9 protein-coding genes are annotated in these 14,874 nt (G+C 73.6%); 4 read left to right on the top strand and 5 right to left on the bottom strand.

Features of this window, described 5'->3' with window-relative positions; genetic code table 11:
* Positions 1-38 precede the first annotated feature (38 nt).
* The 3 genes from R2S09_RS07155 to R2S09_RS07145 all read right to left on the bottom strand — a co-directional run bounded on the left by R2S09_RS07155 (position 39) and on the right by R2S09_RS07145 (position 5,066).
* Positions 39-1,229 carry a VWA domain-containing protein gene (locus tag R2S09_RS07155; RefSeq protein ID WP_306186416.1) on the bottom strand — a complete coding sequence of 397 codons (1,191 nt, stop codon included), beginning with the start codon at positions 1,227-1,229 and terminating at the stop codon, positions 39-41.
* A complete protein-coding gene (locus R2S09_RS07150; protein WP_316740180.1) occupies positions 1,226-3,721 on the bottom strand; it encodes a DUF5682 family protein in 2,496 nt (831 codons plus the stop codon). The genes R2S09_RS07155 and R2S09_RS07150 overlap by 4 nt, the downstream gene beginning before the upstream one ends.
* A 184-nt stretch (positions 3,722-3,905) precedes the next feature.
* Positions 3,906-5,066, bottom strand: a complete 1,161-nt coding sequence (locus R2S09_RS07145; RefSeq protein WP_316740179.1) for an AAA family ATPase — start codon at positions 5,064-5,066, stop codon at positions 3,906-3,908.
* Between the two features lie 133 nt (positions 5,067-5,199).
* On the opposite strand from R2S09_RS07145, the gene R2S09_RS07140 reads away from it, so the two are divergent.
* Together R2S09_RS07140 and R2S09_RS07135 are read left to right on the top strand one after the other, a co-directional pair.
* Positions 5,200-6,555 (top strand): SWIM zinc finger family protein, encoded by a 1,356-nt coding sequence (locus tag R2S09_RS07140; protein ID WP_316740178.1) that lies wholly within the window; start codon positions 5,200-5,202, stop codon positions 6,553-6,555.
* 247 nt (positions 6,556-6,802) lie between these two features.
* Positions 6,803-8,431, top strand: coding sequence for a DUF5691 domain-containing protein (locus tag R2S09_RS07135; RefSeq protein WP_316740177.1), 1,629 nt, complete (start codon positions 6,803-6,805; stop codon positions 8,429-8,431).
* Between the two features lie 167 nt (positions 8,432-8,598).
* On the opposite strand, the gene R2S09_RS07130 is transcribed toward R2S09_RS07135, so the two are convergent.
* Entirely contained in the window at positions 8,599-9,015 is a 417-nt protein-coding gene (locus R2S09_RS07130) for a cobalamin B12-binding domain-containing protein (RefSeq protein ID WP_030165367.1), read from the bottom strand.
* Between the two features lie 440 nt (positions 9,016-9,455).
* Between R2S09_RS07130 and R2S09_RS07125 the strand changes: the two genes are divergently transcribed.
* Together R2S09_RS07125 and R2S09_RS07120 are read left to right on the top strand one after the other, a co-directional pair.
* Positions 9,456-10,322 carry an alpha/beta fold hydrolase gene (locus R2S09_RS07125; RefSeq protein ID WP_316740176.1) on the top strand — a complete coding sequence of 289 codons (867 nt, stop codon included), beginning with the start codon at positions 9,456-9,458 and terminating at the stop codon, positions 10,320-10,322.
* Positions 10,323-10,517: 195 nt separating this feature from the next.
* On the top strand, positions 10,518-12,080 hold the full coding sequence (locus tag R2S09_RS07120) for a M23 family metallopeptidase (RefSeq protein ID WP_316740175.1): 1,563 nt from the start codon (positions 10,518-10,520) through the stop codon (positions 12,078-12,080).
* Between the two features lie 82 nt (positions 12,081-12,162).
* Here R2S09_RS07120 and pcrA read toward each other — a convergent pair whose 3' ends face one another.
* Complete coding sequence (pcrA, locus tag R2S09_RS07115; RefSeq protein ID WP_316740174.1) at positions 12,163-14,655, bottom strand: DNA helicase PcrA; 2,493 nt, start codon at positions 14,653-14,655, stop codon at positions 12,163-12,165.
* Positions 14,656-14,874: the final 219 nt, after the last annotated feature.

The following is a 14,874-nucleotide window of genomic DNA, read 5'->3' as shown; positions in this document are numbered from 1 at the left end:
CGGTCCTGCGTGGGCGGTCCTGCGTTGGGCCCCGTTCCTCATGCGGTGTCGGGTATCGGCAGCGGACGCTTCTCGATCGCCGCCGCCATCACCTCCGGGAACAGGTCGGGCGTGCAGGCGAACGCCGGTGCGCCGAGCGCCGCGAGCGCTGCCGCGTGCTCCCGGTCGTAGGCGGGCGCCCCCTCGTCGGAGAGCGCGAGCAGTGTCACGAACTGCACTCCCGACGCCTTCATCGCCGCGACCCGTTTCAGCATCTCGTTGCGTATGCCTCCCTCGTACAGGTCACTGATCAGCACGACCACCGTCTCCGCCGGCCGGGTGATCTGCGACTGGCAGTACGCCAGCGCCCGGTTGATGTCCGTGCCGCCGCCGAGCTGGGTGCCGAAGAGCACGTCGACCGGATCGTCGAGCTGGTCGGTGAGGTCGACGACCGCGGTGTCGAACACGACCAGTCGCGTGCTGATCGACCGCATGGACGCCAGCACCGCCCCGAACACGGACGCGTACACGACGGACGCGGCCATGGACCCGGACTGGTCGATGCAGAGGATCACCTCCTTCTTCACGGACTGCGACGCCCGCCCGTAGCCGATGAGCCGTTCGGGCACGACCGTCCGGTACTCGGGCAGGTAGTGCTTGAGGTTGACCGCGATCGTGCGGTGCCAGTCGATGTCGTGGTGGCGGGGCCGGTTGACGCGCGCGCTGCGGTCGAGGGCGCCGGTGAGGGTGGCCCGGGTGCGGGTGGCGAGCCGCTTCTCGAGGTCCTCGACGACCTTGCGCACCACCGCGCGCGCCGTCTCCTTCGTGGTCTCCGGCATCGCCTTGTTGAGCGAGAGGAGGGTGCCGACGAGGTGCACGTCCGCCTCCACCGCCTCCAGCATCTCCGGCTCCAGCAGCAGCGTGGCCAGGCCGAGCCGGTCGATGGCGTCCCGCTGCATGACCTGCACGACGGAGGACGGGAAGTAGGTCCGTATGTCCCCCAGCCAGCGCGCCACCGAGGGCGCCGAGGCACCCAGTCCCGCCGAACGGTCCCGTGCCGTCCGGCCCGACTGCGGCTTGTCGCCCTTGCCGTAGAGCGCGGCGAGCGCGCCGTCCATCGCCGCGTCCCTGCCGGACAGCGCGCATCCGGTGCCGTCGGCCGCGTCGCCGCCGAGCACGAGCCGCCAGCGCCGCAGCCGCTCCTGAGCCGGGTCCGCCATGCCGGTGTCGTAGCCCTCCGCCGTCGTCATCGCGCCACCCCCGTGAGCTCCTCGCCGACGGCCCCGCGCGCCGCCGTGTCCACTGCCTGTACGTCCTGTGCGTCCTGTACGCCGTCCGGGCCCAGCAGCAGGCGGAGCACCGGGAGTACGGCGTCTGCCCGCTCCTGGTCGAGGTCCGCGGCGAAGCCGGGCACACCGGCCGCCGTGGCCCCGGCGATGCCGCCGCCCCGTCCCGGGCCGCGCCGGACCAGCTCGCCGAGTGTTCTGCGCACTCCCGGCTCGTACGCGGAGAAGGTGCGCCGCAGCAGCGGCAGCACATCGGTGAACGCCGCCGCCGGCACCCCGGTCAGCCAGGCGTCGACCAGTGCGAGCAGCCGCTCGTCGTGCACGAGGAGCATTCCGCCTCCGCCGCCGACGAAGCCCTCGATCCAGGCGGCCGCGTCCGGCGGTGGGGTGCCCGGTGACAGCGCGAGCCCCATGAGCCGTGCCGCCTGCTCCTGCTCGACCTCCCCGTCGTCGAGCAGGAGCCGCGCCGCACGTCCCCGGATGACGCCGGGCACGGTGTCGCGCCCCGAAAGCCCCCGGAGCACGCCGTGCCAGCGGACGCGCAGGTCCTCGTGGCCGGCCGTGAGGGTGTCGCCCAGCAGGCCCACGGCCGTGTGCACCGCGTCCACATGGCGCCGCATCTCCTCGGCCCCGTCCGCGTCCAGGGCCGAGCAGGCCGGGGGAAGGCCGACGAAGACGCGTTCGGCCAGGCCCGCGGCGACCTCGGCCAGCGCCCCGGTGTCCGTGCCGCGCACGTCGCCGTAGCGCAGGGAGCGGACCAGGGCCGGAAGCGCCTGGGCGAGGTGGCCGACGTCCGCGTCCAGCGCCGCACGCTCGGCGAGCACCCGCATCACCACGGGCAGCGCGTCGGCGAGTTCGGCGAGCAGGCAGTGCTCGGCGAGAGCGGTCACCTCCGCGAGGGCCTGCGCGCCGACGGCGTCCGCCTCGGTCTTGGCGGTCGCCGCGGAGAGCACGGTGGTCCCCCACACCCCGGCCTCGGCGACCCGCACCGACAGCTCCGGCTCCCAGCGCAGCCGCCAGGTCTCCCGGAACGTGCCCGTGCTGCCCCGCGAGGCCGTCGGCTCGCCCCAGCCGACGCCCAGCAGCCCCAGCCGGTGCAGCAGCCTGCTCCGCCCGGCGTCGGTCTCCTTGCGCAGGTCGAGCTCCAGCTCCCGCTCCAGGGCCTCGGGCTTGAGCCGCAGGCGCCGCTGGAGGCGGGCGAGGTCGCGCTGCAACGGGACCGCCGGCGCCGACTCGGGCACCTCGCCCAGCACGTCCCCGACCACGAGCCGGTCGTGCACCAGTGCCAGCGGCACGTCCGAGCCGTCGCACATGACCGCCCGTACGGCGTCGGTCGTCTCGCTCAGTCCGGGCAGCGGACGGCCCCGCATCGCGGCGAGGGTCTCCGCCAGCCGCACCGCCTCGATGACGTGCGCGGAGGACACGATCCGGTCCTCCTCGCGGAGCAGTCCGGCCACCTTGGTCAGCCACCGCTCGACGGGCCGGTCCGGCACGCCGAACAGGTGGGCGTACCACCCCGGCGCGTCGATGCCCGCGCCGTAGCCGCTGAACCGGGACAGCCGGCGGTGCGTCCACGGCACCCATGTCATGTCCGCCTTGACCTTGGGCAGTCCCTTCAGCAGCGTCCGGTCGGCGGCGACGGCGGCCTTGCGCCGCAGCGCGGGCACGTGCCACGCCCCGCACACCACGGCCACGCCGTCCCCGAACTCCCGCTGCGCTGCCCGCACCCGGAGCCGCATGTGGGCTTCCCGCACGAGGTCCCGGTCGCCGCCACCCCCGCTTCCGTACGTCTCCCGGAGCGCCCCCATGGCCTCCTCCAGCGCCGCGAACGGGGCGAACGCGTCGCCCTGCCCCGGGCCCCGGTGCTCGACGACGTCCTCCCACCAGCGCTCGGGATCGTCGTAGCCGGCGGCCTCGGCGAGCACGGCGAGCGGGTCGACGCGCACGTCGGCCTCCGGCGGTCCGGCCCCGTCCGACCCGGCCCCGTCCGACCCGGCTCCCGCCGGGCGCTCCGCGGTCCCCTCCCCCGCGGAGCCCCGGCCGTCCCCGGAGGTCTCGGCCTTCTCGGCGTCGGGGCCCGCGCCTGCGTCGTGCCTCCCCCACGCCAGCGTGTGCGTGGCCGGAAGGTCGATGAAGCGGGCCGGGACGCCGCGTTGCAGCGCCCAGCGGAGGGCGACCCACTCCGGGGAGAACTCGGCCAGCGGCCAGAACGCGGAACGGCCCGGCTCGTCCACGGCATGGGCGAGAAGGGCGACCGGGGGCCGCATGCCCTCCTCGGCGGCGAGCGGGATCAGCGCGTCCGCCTCCGGCGGGCCCTCGATCAGCACCACCTTCGGCCGCGCGGCCTCCAGCGCGGCCCGCACCGCCCGCGCGGATCCCGGCCCGTGGTGCCGCACACCGAGCAGCAACGGCTGCGCGCCGGCCCGGCGGCCCAGCGCCCCGTCACCCCCTGTCACACCGTCCCCCTCGTTCGTGCCGTCCCCCTCGCATGTGCCGTTCGCCCCATCCGGCTCCTTCCGTACGGCCCGCGCCGTCCGCCTCGCCCGCCCGTCCAGCTGGGCTCGTCGTCGGAGCGGCCCCGCGCGGCGCCGTCCGTCAGCCGCCCCGCCCCGCCCGGACTCACGCTCGTGCTCTTGCCGCTCACGCGCTCACCTCCCGGCAGGCCCGGTAGAAGTCCTTCCAGCCGTCGCGCTCACGGACCACCGTCTCCAGGTACTCCTGCCAGATCACGCGGTCGGCCGCCGGGTCACGGACGACGGCGCCGAGGATGCCGGCGGCCACGTCACCCGCGCGCAGCACGCCGTCGCCGAAGTGCGCCGCCAGCGCCAGGCCGCCGGTGACCACCGAGATCGCCTCGGCCGTCGACAGCGTGCCGCTGGGCGACTTCAGCTTCGTACGGCCGTCGGTGGTGACGCCGTCGCGCAGCTCGCGGAAGACGGTCACCACGCGGCGGATCTCGTCGATGCCGTCCGGCACGGCCGGCAGGTCCAGGGAGCGGCCGATCTGGTCGACGCGGCGGGAGACGATGTCGACCTCGGCCTCCGGGGTCTCCGGCAGCGGCAGCACCACCGTGTTGAACCGCCGGCGCAGGGCGCTGGACAGGTCGTTGACGCCGCGGTCGCGGTCGTTGGCCGTGGCGATCAGATTGAAACCGCGGACCGCCTGCACCTCCTGGCCCAGCTCCGGTATCGGCAGGGTCTTCTCCGAGAGGATCGTGATCAGCGTGTCCTGCACGTCGGCCGGGATCCGGGTCAGCTCCTCGACCCGGGCGGTCATGCCCTGCGCCATGGCCCGCATGACCGGGCTCGGCACGAGGGCGTCGCGGCTCGGGCCGTGCGCCAGCAGCTGCGCGTAGTTCCACCCGTAGCGGATCGCCTCCTCCGGTGTGCCCGCCGTGCCCTGCACCAGCAGGGTCGAGTCGCCGCTGACCGCGGCGGCCAGATGCTCGGACACCCAGGTCTTGGCCGTGCCCGGCACGCCGAGCAGGAGCAGCGCGCGATCGGTGGCGAGGGTGGTGACGGCGACCTCGACGATGCGGCGCGGGCCGACGTACTTCGGTGTGATCACCGTGCCGTCCGGCAGGGTGCCGCCGAGCAGGTAGGTCGCCACCGCCCACGGCGACAGCCTCCAGCGGGCCGGGCGCGGGCGGTCGTCCTGCGCGGCCAGCGCGGCCAGTTCGGCGGCGAAGGCGTCCTCGGCGTGCGGCCGCAGCGCTCCGGCACCCTCCGCACCGCCCGCGTTCGCGGGCGCGGAGTGGTTCCGGCTCGGTGCGACGGACGTCGGTTCCACGGACACAGACATGGCTGAGGCCCCCTCCAGCTCGGCCGGTTCGGATCTGCCACCAACCGTGCACCACGCCACTGACAATCCGTTCCGACCTGCGCAAACGCCCTCGCCGGGCCGATTGTCAGTGGGGGGATCTACCGTCGATGGCATGACTCAGCAGGGGGTGCGCTGGGGCGCGGACCAGGTGCTGGCACTGGCGCCTGACGACGCGTCACGCAAAGCGGGAAGCAAACTCGGCGTCGCCGGGCCGTGGTCGGAGGCGGGGAGTTCGGACGAGGGGACGGTGTGGGGGCTGTGCAAGGGCAGTGGCAGCAGGCCGTATCAGACGGTCGTCGACATCGCGGACGCGGCGGGGCCGGCGTACAAGTGCAGTTGTCCGAGCCGCAAGTTCCCGTGCAAGCACGCGCTCGGGCTGCTGTTGCTGTGGGCGGCCGGGGAGGATGCGGTGCCGCCGGGGAACGTGCCGGAGTGGGCGGAGCAGTGGACGGCGGGCAGAAGACGGAGGACCGCGGAGCAGCGGGGGGCCGGGGCGTCCGGTTCCGGCTCGGGCACCGCTGATCCGGAGGCGGCGCGGCGCCGGGCGGAGCGCCGGGCCGAGCGGATCACGGCGGGTGCGACGGAGCTGGAGCAGCGTCTGGCGGACCTGCTGCGCGGCGGTCTGGCCGCGGCCGAGCAGGCGGGGTACGGGCTGTGGGAGGAGACGGCGGCCCGCATGGTCGACGCGCAGGCCCCCGGCCTGGCGGCCCGGGTGCGGGAACTGGGGGCGATCGCGTCGTCCGGGCCGGGCTGGCCGGTGCGGCTGCTGGAGGAGTGCGCGCTGCTGCACCTTCTGGACCAGGGCTGGCTGCGCCGCGAGCGGCTGCCCGAGTCGCTGGCGGCGACCGTCCGCTCCCGCGTCGGCCTGCCCGGCTCCGCGGACGGCCCCCCGGCGCGGGACCGCTGGCTGGTCCTGGCCCAGTACGACACCGCGGACGCGAAGCTCACCACGCGCAGGATCTGGCTGCACGGCGCCGGCTCCGGCCGTACGGTCCTGCTGCTGTCGTACGGCGCCGCAGGGCGCGCGCCGGAGCTGGCGCTGCCGGTGGGGCTGGCCGTGGACGCGGAGGTGGCCGCGCATCCGGGCGCCGGGCAGCTGCGCGCGGCCCTGGGCGAGCGGTTCGCCGCGCCGGAGCCCACACGGATACGCCCGCCCGGTGTGACGACGGCGCAGGCGGCCGCGCGCTACGGCGAGGCGCTGCGGGACGACCCGTGGCTGGAGTCGGTGCCGGTGACGCTGGAGGAGGTGATACCCGTGCCGGACGGCGACTCCTGGCAGCTGGCCGACGCCGGTTCCGACACCGCGCTGCCGCTGACTCCGGTGGCCCTCGGCCGGCCGGGTCTGTGGCGGCTGGTCGCGCTGTCGGGCGGGGCGCCCGTCACGGTTTTCGGCGAGTGCGGACACCGCGGGTTCACCCCCCTGACGGCGTGGCCGCGAACCGGGGGACCGGCGGTCGCACTCTGCTGACCGGCCGCCCACCGTCCGTGACATCGGGTCCTGTTACCGGCTTTTCCTGTCCGGCGTTGGAGTGACGTCACCGCGCGGGGCGGGGCGTCCTCGGCACAGCGGGAAACCTCACCCGAAAGGCGCACACCGACCACCACCGCAATTCACCCATCCGCCCGCCCTTTCTCATCCGATTCACGAATTTCTTCCGCACCAGGGGAAACCCGGACCGGGTGACCCTCCGGCACCGGCAACGGAAAGGAAGCTCATGATCAGGACCTCCGCCCCGGTGGAGGCGCCCGCCGCGGGCGCCTGGGAGGAGTCGGTCACCGCCGCCCTGCTCGGCACGGACCGCCGTACGCCCCCGGGCGGCACGCCCGGCCGAGAGGCTCCGGTGGCGCTGCTGGACACGGCGGCCGTGCAGACCGTGCGCCGACGGGCGGGGCTGCGTCCCGGGCGGGCGGCCGAGCGCCCGCAGCCGGCGGCCCCCGATCCGCGCCCGGCGCTGCCCGAGGCGGCGGCCCGCAGGCTCTCGGTGCTGCTGGCCGACCGGCCCGGCCCGGCGGGCGGCGGCCGCAGAGGCACGGCACCCGACCTGATGGAGCTGCTGCCGCAGTGGCTCGCGGCGGCGGACGCGCACGGCTACGCGGCACCCCCGGAGACCTTGCCGGCGCTGCTGGACGCGGCCCGGGGCCGTACGGACCTGCGCCCGGCCGCGCTGGCCTTCGCGGGCCCCCGCGCGCTGTGGCTGGCCCGGCTCAACCCGGAGTGGCGGTTCGCCCTGCGGGCGGCCCCGGGGGGCCGCTCGGCGCTGCCCGGCCCCGAGGACGCGGAGCGGATCCGGCGACTGTGGGAGGAGGGCCTGTTCGCCGAGCGGGTCGCCCTGCTGGCCGCGCTGCGGGAACGCCGGCCCGCGGCCGGGCGGGAGCTGCTCGCCGCCACCTGGGCCGCTGAGCGGGCCGAGGACCGACTGATGTTCCTCGACTCGCTGCGCACCGGGCTGGGCCCGGACGACGAGCCGTTCCTCGAGCAGGCGCTCGCCGACCGCAGCCGCAACGTACGGGCCATGTCCGCGGAGCTGCTCTCCGCGCTGCCCGGTTCGGCGCTCGCCGCGCGGATGGCGGACCGGGCCTCGGCCTGTGTGGCCGTCGACCACACGCGCGGCACGCCGACGATCGTCGTCGAGGCCCCCCACGAGTGCGACGCGAGCATGGAGTGCGACGGTGTCGTACCCAAGGCTCCGGCGGGGAGGGGAGAGCGGTCGTGGTGGCTGGGGCAGTTGCTGGAGGCGGCCCCGCTCGGCGCGTGGTCCGCGCGGCTGGGCGGGCGGACGCCGCAGGAGATCGTGGCGCTGCCGGTGGCGGACGACTGGCAGGGCGAGCTGCACGCGGCCTGGTGCCGGGCGGCGGTGCGGCAGCGGGACGCACAGTGGGCGCGGGCACTGCTGGGGGCGCCCGCGGCACCCGGGGCCGGCGGGCCGGGCGCGGTGTCCCTGGCCGAGCGCGCCCGACTGCTCGGCACGCTGGGCGCCGCCGAGCGGGCCGACTGGGTCGCCGGGTTCATCGCGGCGCACGGGCTGTCCGAGGCGTTTCAGCTGCTCGGGGTGTGTGCGGTGCCGTGGGCCTCGCCGCTCGGACGGGCGGTGGTCGACGCGCTCAACATCGCGCGGGACGCAGGGAGCTACCCATGGAGTTTCAGTGGAGTGATGGGACTGGCCGAGCGGTGTCTGGACCCCGCGGAGGCGAACCGGCTCGACGGACTTCTGGCGGTGCCGGACGAGGCGGAGAACGCGTCGCCCGGGGCCGGGGGGTACTGGGCGGAGGCGTTCCAGCGGCTGGTGACGACCTTGCGGTTGCGCCACGCCATGGCCGAGGAACTCGCCGGCCGGGCCGGCTGAACTACACCCCGCGTCCGGATGACGGCCCCGGGGGGCTGTGCGGCCAGACCCTCGGCGGGCCCGAGCGGCCTCCTACCCGCACGCCGGCCGGGCCGGTACCCCCCGGCGCGCGCCGACCGGCGCAGGCCCCTGGCCGGCCGCCGGAGCTCCTGGTGCCTGCTGCGACACTAGGCCTCCGCCGGCTGGCGGACGTTCGCCCGGACCCAGTCCACGATGGACTGCGTGGTCGCGCCCGGGGTGAAGATCTCCGCGACGCCCTTCTCCTTCAGCGGCGGAATGTCCGCCTCGGGGATGATGCCGCCGCCGAAGACCACGATGTCCTCGGCGTCACGCTCCCTGAGCAGGTCGATCACGGCGGCGAACAGCGTGTTGTGCGCGCCGGAGAGGATGGAGAGCCCGATCGCGTCGGCGTCCTCCTGGATGGCGGTGTCGACGATCTGCTCCGGGGTCTGGTGCAGCCCCGTGTAGATGACCTCCATGCCGGCGTCGCGCAGCGCCCGCGCGATCACCTTCGCACCCCGATCGTGGCCGTCGAGCCCCGGCTTGGCCACCACCACGCGGATCGGACCGGCTGCCACACCCATCACTGCCTCCATGAAGCGATTCCATCCGTGCCCTGCGGGACGGACGCCCGGCACCACATCGTCCGGGGAAGTGAACGAACGTTATCGCCAGCATCCCGCAACCGGCAGTTTCACGGTGCGGACCGAGGGGGAAATCACACGGTGGGACACTTCCCCAGGCTCCGGGCACGAGTGAGGCTGTGGGAACAAGCGCCACGGGAGCCGCAACGAGGTCGTCTCGGGCACGAAGGACACACCGGACGGGTACGGCACGACAACGGGGGCCCTCGTCGCCACACCGGCAGGGAGCCCCGTCACCTCATCGGCGTCTGGCACGCCGCGCGTCGCGCGATCCGCCCCGCGTACCCCGCTCATGCCCCGTCCCGCGCCTTCGCCGCGACTGCCCACGAGGGCACCTGGGGGACACAGCCGTCCTCCCGCGTGCCGACAGGAGGTCGGCCATGAAGGTCACCAGCGTCGCAGACCCGATCCTTCCGTTCGCGCAGCGCCTCCTCCCAGTCAAGATCGCGGGACTGTCGCTGGCCCTTCTGAAGGCGACCGCCCTGGAGCTCGCGATCCTCGCGGGGCACCTCCTGCTCTACCCCTCCGGGATCATCCAGGAGCGCCGGGCCCAGGCCCACCCGGCGCCCGCGACCGACGGCACCGCGCAGCTGCCGACCGGGGCCAAGCCCCCGGTGGTGCTGCTGCACGGGTTCATCGACAACCGCTCGGTGTTCGTCCTGCTGCGCCGCAACCTCGCCCAGCACGGCCGGCATCGGGTGGAGTCCCTCAACTACTCGCCGCTGACCTGTGACATCCGCACCGCCGCGGAACTGCTGGGCCGGCACATAGAGGAGATCTGCGACCGCACCGGCAGCGAGCGCGTGGACGTCGTCGGCCACAGCCTCGGCGGCCTGATCGCCCGGTACTACGTGCAGCGGCTCGGCGGCGACCTGCGGGTGCGCACCCTCGTCACGCTCGGCACCCCGCACTCCGGCACCCGCGTCGCGCCGCTGGCCAACGCCCATCCGATCGTGCGCCAGATGCGGCCCGGTTCGGAGCTCATCGAGGAGCTGTCCCGCCCCGCTCCCGGCTGCCGCACGCACTTCGTCAGCTTCTGGAGCGACCTCGACCACCTGATGGACCCGCTGGAATCGGCCTGCGTCGAGCACCCGGACCTCGAGGCCACGAACATCCAGGTGAGCGGCATAGGCCATCTCGCCCTGCCCGTGCACCCCGCCGTCGCCAGCGGGATACGGCAGGCCCTGGACACTGTGCGGCCGGGCGACCCGTCCACCACGCGCGCCGACGGCCTCACCGTGGCCTGACAGGACATTGACCCATCGGGGTCGAACCTCGTCTCGAACACAGTCCCAAAGCTGTGTCCGCACTTCGGTGAATCGCGGTGATTGCCCGTTTCCTGGGTGCGGGAAACCTGCGGAAGATTGTCGCGCCCGCGTACCGCCGGGTACAGTCGCCGCACTGCTCTGGCAGCCCCTGTTGTCGAGGCGAAAGAGAAGTTGGTGAACGACCGTCACCCGTCGGGGAACGTGACCACCCCGGCTCCGGCCTCCGATGACGCCTCGGCGCCCTACGCGCCGTACGGCGGACAGGAAGCCGCGTACGGTGACTTCACCACGTACGGCGACTACGCCGCCACCGGTTTTCACACCGGCACGCACGCCACGGCCAGCTTCGCGACGGACCCGCTCTTCGGCCACTTCTCCGCCGACAGCGCGCAGTCGACGGGCTCGTACGACGCCACCCAGTGGTCCACGGACACCCAGCACACCCCGACCTACGACGCGTACGCGGCCCAGCACCACGCCGCCGCCTACGACACCGGCGCGTACGACACGACGGCCTGGGCCACCGGATACCAGCAACTGGCCGCCGTACCACAGCAGTCCGGGCCGGTGGACGTCAGTGGCCAGTGGGACGCGAGCGCCTGGCTCCAGCCGGGCGGGGCCGATCAGACGGACCCGTTCGGCGGGACGGGCCAGGCCGACGCCGCGGCCGGCCACACCCAGCAGTGGGACTGGGGCACCCAGATCTTCGACTCCGGCGCGTACGACGCCACGCAGTGGAACACCGACGGCGCGGCAGGCGACACCACCGCCACGGCCACCGTCGCCTCGCCTTCCGCGCCCTCCGCGGACGGCGACGAGTTCGGCGAGACCGCGGGGTACGGCGAGTACGGCGAGTACGGCGGCCCCGAGCAGCAGGACGAGACCGGCTCCGGCGAGGCCGAGCCGGACGCCACCGGCGAGCTGCCCGCCGTCCCCGGGCTGCTCGAGGACCAGGAAGAGACCACCCCGCCCCCGGTCTCCCGTGCGGGCTCCCGCAGCGCGGGCCGTTCCCGGCGCCGCCCGGCCAAGCGTTCCGCGCTGCTGACCGTGGCGGTTCCCTCGGCCTGCGTGATGGGCGTCGCCGGCATCGCCGCCGCCTCCGTCGGCGGTTTCACCGATGACGGCAAGGACACCTCGGCGTCCGCGTCCGACGCGCACCCCGTGCAGCCGGCCACCGCGAACAACAAGCTGGACACCCAGCTGCAGAGCCTGTCCGCCGGTGCCGACGACTTCGCCGACCGCGCCAGCCGTACGCAGGAACGTATCGACCTCAAGGCGCAGCAGGAGGCCGAGAAGAAGAAGGCGGCGGAGGAGGCGGCCCGCAAGGAGCGGCTGCGCCCCAAGTTCGCCCTTCCGGTCCTGCAGCGGGGGCTCAGCGCCTACTTCGGCCAGGCGGGTGTGAACTGGATGTCCGTGCACACCGGCATCGACTTCCCCGTCTCCTACGGGACGACGGTCATGGCCGCGACCGACGGCACGGTCCGTACCCAGTGGAACAGCGCCTACGGCAACATGCTGATCCTGACGGCGAAGGACGGCACGGAGACGTGGTACTGCCACCTCTCCCGGTACCAGGTCCCCTCCGGTGCCGTCGTCAAGGCCGGGCAGCCGATCGCGTACTCCGGGAACTCGGGCAACTCCACCGGCCCGCACCTGCACTTCGAGGTACGGCCGGCCGGCGGGGCGCCCATAGACCCGCTGCCGTGGCTGCGCAGCCACGGCCTGAACCCGACGTGAGCACCCGCGCACCCTGAACACCGTGGAGCCCCCGCCCTTCCGGCGGGGGCTCACCGCTGTGTGAGCGGTACGGCTCCTCGCGCTACAGCTTCTCCACCGGCGCGTACCGCAGCAGCAGCCGCTTGGGCTTGGCGTCACCGAAGTCGATGGTCGCCTCGGCGTTGCCACCCGTGCCCTTGACCGCGACCACCGTGCCGAGGCCGAACTGGTCGTGCGTGACCCGGTCGCCCACGGCGAGGGACACCACCGGCTTCTCCGAGGCGCGGCGCGTGGCGAAGCCCGAGGCGCCGGCCGCCGACGAGCGGGAGCGGGACGACGACAGTGAGGCCGCCACACCGGAGGCCGGACCGGAGGAGACGGGCGCCGAGCCACCCGTGCGCTTCCAGTCCACGTGCGCCGCCGGGATCTCCTCCAGGAAGCGGGAGGGCGGGTTGTACGAGGGCTGTCCCCACGCACTGCGCATCGCCGAGCGGGTCAGATACAGCCGCTCCCGCGCGCGCGTGATGCCGACGTAGGCCAGGCGCCGCTCCTCCTCCAGCTCCTTGGTCTGGCCGAGGGCGCGCATGTGCGGGAAGACGCCGTCCTCCATGCCGGTGAGGAAGACCACCGGGAACTCCAGGCCCTTGGCGGTGTGCAGGGTCATCAGCGTGATGACGCCGTCGCCCTCCTCCTCGTCGGGGATCTGGTCGGAGTCGGCGACCAGGGCGACCTGCTCCAGGAAGTCGGACAGCGCGACCGACTCGCCCTCGCCGCGCTCCTGTTCGTACTCCAGGGCGACGGCGGCGAGTTCCTGGAGGTTCTCGATGCGGGTCTCGTCCTGGGGGTCGGTGGAGGACTGCAACTCGGCCAGGTAGCCGGTGCGTTCCAGGACGGCCTCCAGGACCGTGGCCGGACCGGCGCCGGACTCGACGATCGTGCGGAGCTCCTCCATCAGCGCGTTGAACCGCTTGACGGCGTTCGTCGACCTCGCGGCCATGCCGTACGCCTCGTCGACGCGGCGCAGTGCCTGCGGGAAGCTGATCTTCTCCCGTTGGGCGAGGGCGTCGATCATCGCCTCGGCGCGCTCGCCGATGCCCCGCTTGGGCACGTTGAGGATGCGGCGCAGCGGGACGGAGTCCTCCGGGTTGGCCAGCACCCGCAGGTAGGCCAGGACGTCCCGGACCTCCTTGCGCTCGTAGAAGCGGACACCGCCGACGACCTTGTAGGGCAGGCCGACGCGGATGAAGACCTCTTCGAAGACACGGGACTGGGCGTTGGTGCGGTAGAAGACGGCGACGTCGCCGGACTTGGCCTCGCCCGCGTCCGTGAGGCGGTCTATCTCGTCGGCGACGAACTGCGCCTCGTCGTGCTCGGTGTCGGCGACGTACCCGGTGATGCGGGCGCCGGCGCCCGCATTGGTCCACAGGTTCTTCGGGCGGCGCGACTCGTTGCGCTCGATGACCGCGTTGGCGGCGGACAGGATCGTCTGCGTGGAGCGGTAGTTCTGCTCCAGCAGGATCGTCGTCGCGTCCGGGTAGTCCTCCTCGAACTGGAGGATGTTGCGGATGGTCGCGCCGCGGAAGGCGTAGATCGACTGGTCGGCGTCACCGACCACGCACAGTTCGGCGGGCTGGAGGTCGTCCGGGCCGGGCGGTACGTCCGCGGGGTGCTCGGCGGTGCCGACGAGCTCCCGGACCAGGGCGTACTGCGCGTGGTTGGTGTCCTGGTACTCGTCGACCAGGACGTGCCGGAAGCGGCGGCGGTAGTGCTCCGCGACGTCCGGGAAGGCGCGCAGCAGGTTGACCGTCGTCATGATCAGGTCGTCGAAGTCGAGGGCGTTGGCCTCGCGCAGCCGCGACTGGTAGAGGGCGTAGGCCTGGGCGAGGGTCTTCTCGAAACCGTCGGTGGCCTGGGCGGCGAAGTCCTCCTCGTCGATCAGCTCGTTCTTGAGGTTGCTGATCTTCGCGCTGAAGGACTTGGGCGGGTAGCGCTTGGGGTCGAGGTCCAGGTCGCGGCAGACCAGGGCCATCAGACGCTTGGAGTCGGCGGCGTCGTAGATCGAGAAGGAGGACGTGAAGCCGAGCTTCTTGCTCTCCCGGCGCAGGATCCGCACGCACGCGCTGTGGAAGGTCATCACCCACATCGCGTTCGCCCGCGGGCCGACGAGTTGTTCGACGCGCTCCTTCATCTCGCCGGCGGCCTTGTTGGTGAAGGTGATCGCCAGGATCTGGCCGGGGTGGACGCCCCGCTCGGCCAGCAGGTGGGCGATACGGTGCGTGAGCACGCGGGTCTTGCCGGAGCCGGCGCCGGCCACGATGAGCAGCGGGGAGCCGGAGTGGACGACGGCGGCGCGCTGGTTGTCGTTCAGCCCTTCCAGGAGCGCGGCCGGGTCCACGACGGGACGGTGGGCGCCGTCGCGGTAGTACGCGTCCCGGTGGGCGTCCCGGCTCGGGGGCACGTCGAACTTCCCGCCGAACAGATCGTCCGGAATCGGCTCCGGAGCGTGATCGTCCTCGGGCGGCGGCGGGGGCTCTTCCCCGTGGCCCCGCGGGGCCTGGAGATCCGCCAGGAAGCTGTCGTCAAAGAGGCTGCTCATCGCTCTACGAGTCTAGGGCGCCGCACCGACAACCCGTGGCCGCCCTTGGAACATCGCCGGTCTCACGTTCCGGAGCCGGACCGTCACGTCAAACGGCTCGACGAGGTCAGGTCAGGCCGGGTCACGAAAACGTATCGGGCATATTACGCATCAACCTTCACACAAGCCACACCAGTTGGTTACCGTTCCGCCCGGACCCTTGCCCCGGAGCCGAAGGAG

Source organism: Streptomyces sp. MK7 (assembly GCF_032658145.1).
Taxonomy (GTDB): domain Bacteria; phylum Actinomycetota; class Actinomycetes; order Streptomycetales; family Streptomycetaceae; genus Streptomyces; species Streptomyces spiralis.
Note: the sequence above shows the minus strand (reverse complement) of the source record. Positions and strands in the feature narration are given on the sequence as shown.

Coding starts and splice junctions, on each gene's coding strand:
- R2S09_RS07155 (WP_306186416.1), bottom strand. CDS start 1,229: ATGACGACGGCGGAGGGCTACGACACCGGCATGGCGGACCCGGCTCAG.
- R2S09_RS07145 (WP_316740179.1), bottom strand. CDS start 5,066: ATGTCTGTGTCCGTGGAACCGACGTCCGTCGCACCGAGCCGGAACCAC.
- R2S09_RS07140 (WP_316740178.1), top strand. CDS start 5,200: ATGACTCAGCAGGGGGTGCGCTGGGGCGCGGACCAGGTGCTGGCACTG.
- R2S09_RS07135 (WP_316740177.1), top strand. CDS start 6,803: ATGATCAGGACCTCCGCCCCGGTGGAGGCGCCCGCCGCGGGCGCCTGG.
- R2S09_RS07130 (WP_030165367.1), bottom strand. CDS start 9,015: ATGGGTGTGGCAGCCGGTCCGATCCGCGTGGTGGTGGCCAAGCCGGGG.
- R2S09_RS07125 (WP_316740176.1), top strand. CDS start 9,456: ATGAAGGTCACCAGCGTCGCAGACCCGATCCTTCCGTTCGCGCAGCGC.
- pcrA (WP_316740174.1), bottom strand. CDS start 14,655: ATGAGCAGCCTCTTTGACGACAGCTTCCTGGCGGATCTCCAGGCCCCG.